Origin of the sequence: Pseudoalteromonas sp. SG41-2 (assembly GCF_014164535.1) — a bacterium.
In the GTDB taxonomy this organism is placed as follows: domain Bacteria; phylum Pseudomonadota; class Gammaproteobacteria; order Enterobacterales; family Alteromonadaceae; genus Pseudoalteromonas; species Pseudoalteromonas rhizosphaerae.
The window spans coordinates 1-3,923 of record NZ_JACJFK010000063.1 but is presented as its reverse complement, the minus strand read 5'-3'; the positions used below and the strand labels follow the sequence as shown (position 1 = coordinate 3,923).

At 35.7% G+C, this 3,923-nt stretch carries 5 protein-coding genes; all 5 read right to left on the bottom strand.

The features are described 5' to 3' along the window. A partial coding sequence (locus tag H5186_RS23435) for a transposase (RefSeq protein WP_182795011.1) occupies positions 1-136 on the bottom strand: 136 nt, incomplete at its 3' end. A gap of 311 nt (positions 137-447) precedes the next feature. Next, on the bottom strand, positions 448-1,074 hold the full coding sequence (locus tag H5186_RS22200) for a YceI family protein (RefSeq protein WP_259398789.1): 627 nt from the start codon (positions 1,072-1,074) through the stop codon (positions 448-450). 457 nt (positions 1,075-1,531) lie between these two features. Further along, positions 1,532-2,485: a S66 peptidase family protein gene (locus H5186_RS22195; RefSeq protein WP_182717807.1), complete on the bottom strand. Its 954-nt coding sequence runs from the start codon at positions 2,483-2,485 to the stop codon at positions 1,532-1,534. Positions 2,486-2,706: 221 nt separating this feature from the next. Beyond that, the gene (locus H5186_RS22190; protein WP_182739576.1) at positions 2,707-3,114 is read right to left on the bottom strand and encodes a hypothetical protein; all 408 of its coding nucleotides are present in this window, start codon (positions 3,112-3,114) and stop codon (positions 2,707-2,709) included. Between the two features lie 303 nt (positions 3,115-3,417). Continuing rightward, positions 3,418-3,639 (bottom strand): hypothetical protein, encoded by a 222-nt coding sequence (locus H5186_RS22185; protein WP_182739599.1) that lies wholly within the window; start codon positions 3,637-3,639, stop codon positions 3,418-3,420. Positions 3,640-3,923: the final 284 nt, after the last annotated feature.

Below are 3,923 nucleotides of genomic sequence, written 5' to 3'. Positions count from 1 at the left end.
GTGCTATCCAGCGTTGTAACGTTGAATAACCGACACCTAAATCATCTGCAATATCTTCTAGACGAACATCATCACATTGAGATAATGCTTTTTCAACCGCTTGAACTTTAAATTCTTGTGTAAATTGACGTCTCATTTTTATCTGCCTCTATTAAAAGTTAGAGGCGACAACTATCCTGACACAGGGGGATAGTAAACCAAGAGGGGGGAGGTGAGTAAATGACATCGCACATGGTAAAACAATCCAATCAAGGCCTATTGTTGCTCAGAAAAAGACAGGTATGTGGCACAAGTAAAGTCGACCAAAATGGAAACACATGCTAAAAATATTTAGCCCGTATTTCGCTTTTTAGACAAACTTCACAAAAGTGCCCTAGCGGTCATTCAGGGATTATATTCTATCTGAAAATGTCACTGATTGACGATTTAGTAGCTATCACTTACTTCTTATTGCTTACCAACATTAATAAATTCCGCATAAACTTCTAAGTCAATTTGATCCCCAACAATCGGTATATAACTGTCCATGCCAAAGTCAGAACGTTTGATTTGACCGACCGCACTAAAACCAATGGTGTATTTTCCTGTCATCCAGTTGTCTGCTCCACCGTGAAATGTGGCTTTAAACGTCACAGGTTTGGTAACGCCTCTAAGAGTTAAATCACCTGAGAAATTAAAACTGTTATCAGATATAACTGTAACAGTGTGGCTAGTAAATGATGCTTGCGCAAAGCGCTCACTGTTAAACCAAGTATCATTTTGTAAGGTTTCTGCTAAGTCAGCATTGTTAATATCAATAGAGCTAATATCCACCACTGCGTTTAATGACGCGGCAGCCATATTATTAGGGTCAAAGTTGAGTTGTGCATCAAATTTATTAAAACGCCCTACATAGGTTGATAACCCTAAATGTTGGATTTTAAATATTAATGCAGCATGTTGACTGTCTAGCTGATATTCGCCCGCTTGAAGCGCTATCAACTCAGATTTAACAGTTGGTGCAATCCAACTCACACAACTTGTCAGTAACAGCGCAGCGCACATAACTGAGACCGAGTGTATAAATGTTCGCATTGTATTCTTTGACGCTGAGTTCATAGTAGTTAAGCCATTAGTAATGTGTTGAGTGTAGGTAAAATAAAACGTCATTTTTCATAAAATCAAAATATATAATGCCTCATATTTTCCATTTTAACCTCTCTTTTATATTCATAATGGAGTGAAGCCGCCTATTTTTCGTCTATTAATCAATCGTTTTTACATAACTTGAGCTGCGGAGTTGAGCGAATGAAATTTAACCCTTTGGTATAATTGATGATTAATTATTAGCGTTTTGAAGCGTCCGTTATCTCAACAAACCTACAATCGATGCGAAAACCCTCGAATGTTTACTTCTCGATCAAAGCCGAACTACTCAAAATTGCAATGAGCAGTCAGTCAAGCAAGGGCGATGCAATCCCATTACTCTTAATATTAAATCCGCAACCATTAATTATTATGAAATTTAGCTAATTACTCGAGTATTCTTTACCTAATGTTTTTCTATTGTTATTTGTTTACGACTTTTCGTATCTATCTTCACAAGTCCACCAATAGGAAAGCATATATGGGGTGTTGTATGTCCAAAGTTTAAGTTATAAAGCACGGGAATTGACTCTAACTCTTGTTTAGATTGTATAATCTTTTTAAGTAAGTCTTCAGATACTTCTGACTTTAATTGAAATTTCCCAATGACTATTCCTTTAACTCTGTCGAAATGTTTTTGGTGAATTAATGATTGCAGATCTCTGTCAAAATTTGAAGGGGATGTTAACTCGTCATCTTCAAGAAATAGTACAGAATTTGTTAAGTCAGGCATAAATTCAGTTCCTTGAAGCAGATTTAAAGTACAAAGGTTGCCTCCAAGTATTTTTCCTTCAGCTTTACCATGATTTAAAACTTTTATGCCATTGTCTTTATAAAAGCTTCTTTTTTCCTGATCTAAAAACCATGAATCATCACTCCATTGTTCGGGGTTTATAACTTCATAAGGATCACTTGAGAATAAACACTTTTTAATATAATTTATTGAAAAATCAATACCTTTAAGCATCCCCAAAGTTGAATATGCAGGCCCTGAGTAAGTTATTAGTCCGGTTTTATGAAATAAGGCATTTGATAAAGCTGTAGTATCAGAATACCCACATATAATTTTTGGATTTTTTTTAACAATATTATAGTCAATATACTTTAGTAATTGATTTACATTATCGCCCCCGATAACAGTAAAGATAGCTTTTACCTTTTTATCTAGGAATGCTTCATGTAAATCTTCAATTCTTTCTTTTATAGATGAAGACGAAAAATCATCTATCGACTCACAGTTTTTTGAAAATGACAATTTGAGGCCAAGCTCTTCAAACCTTGTGTTTGCTATTTCTCGCGTCTCTTGGTCAATAATTGATAAACTTCTTGAAGGCGCAATTATCCTAACTTCATCATTCATTTTTAACTTATTGGGTATTATCAATTTACCTCCTACAAGATACTCTAAACAGCATGCACATCAAAATTGAGCGAACTTCACAGCTTTCAATAAATAGTTCCTAACTCAATACTTTCGGCTTGTCGCTCCTAGCCGCAATATGTGGCGCAGAAAAGCTTGGCTAAAATTAGGAACGAAGTGACGCGGGCTAAGCTTTTTGCGTCCCTTTCATTATTGCTTTGTTATGTGTCATCGCCATATTTGTTTGAGTTAGCTTTAATTTTTGGCATTTGAATTTGTAAAAGTATAAAAACAGGAACTAAGGGTGCAAAAGCAAGCCAAGATAGATTAAGCACAACCCAAAAATAGCTAAACCAGCACATAACCGCAATAAGCGAGAATACTTTGAGTAGTTTGGAAAATATAATGATATCGCCCATTGCGACCATTATACCACCATAAAACAATGCTCCAACTAACACAAAAGCGGGATGAGGAACTTCAATTATTTCACCCTGAAACCAATAGAAAAATTCATATCCATAACTGAATAATAAAGGTGACATGATTGTAAATGCTACAAAGACACCCCAAGAATCATTTCTGTGGTATTTAGCGTATTTATTATTTTTTTCTTGAAGTGTTTCCATATCTACCATGACACATAACGCCAACTTACGGAGTCATGTTGCAGCTTTTTGTTATGTGATTGAGCGTAATTTATGATGAATTTCATTTAATACTTCACTCCCCATTGTTTTGGTAACGAGCTCATTCAATTCACCACTTAGAAACTCTTGCCATGAAACTATCTTACATCCCGAGCAATGAGCATACCTTCCATATGCCGATATCACCGTATAATTATCCATGATTGAGGTTTCATATAATTCCCCCCCTGGATTATCGACTCTCCAACACTCAATAGCTTTAGGCGGGATATAATTCATAGTTTAAAGTGATTCTTTCACAATTTTCTGCCACTCACTAAATGACTCTGCTTCCCAATTGTTGCCAGGCTTTAAACCTTCTGGGGCGTATTCTTTCGGCTTGCCGCCAAACCAATTAAACCACTTAGAAAGACTACCGTCTGGTATCTGGACTAGTGGTACATCAAATTCTTTGATATAGAATCTGGAGCCTTCAGGAAAATCATTCTTACTTGGCAAGTTCATATTATGGCTCCCGAAGATCTCCAACATAACGAGCCTGTAGAATTACTCGCTTTTATTTTATTTTGATTAATGCTTCAACCATAGCCTAGTTCCTATTTTGATTCAATCGACAACTGACTTTCACATAAAATATAAAGGAGGATTTGCTGTTGCTTTAATTGTGCGTATTCTCATGACTTTGATCACCGATTCTCATCAGCTTTGATCACTTGATTTATCATTTTGTAGAGCCGTTTTTAAATTAGCTTAACTGATCATCATCAGTCAATTTATTTAACTGTTTT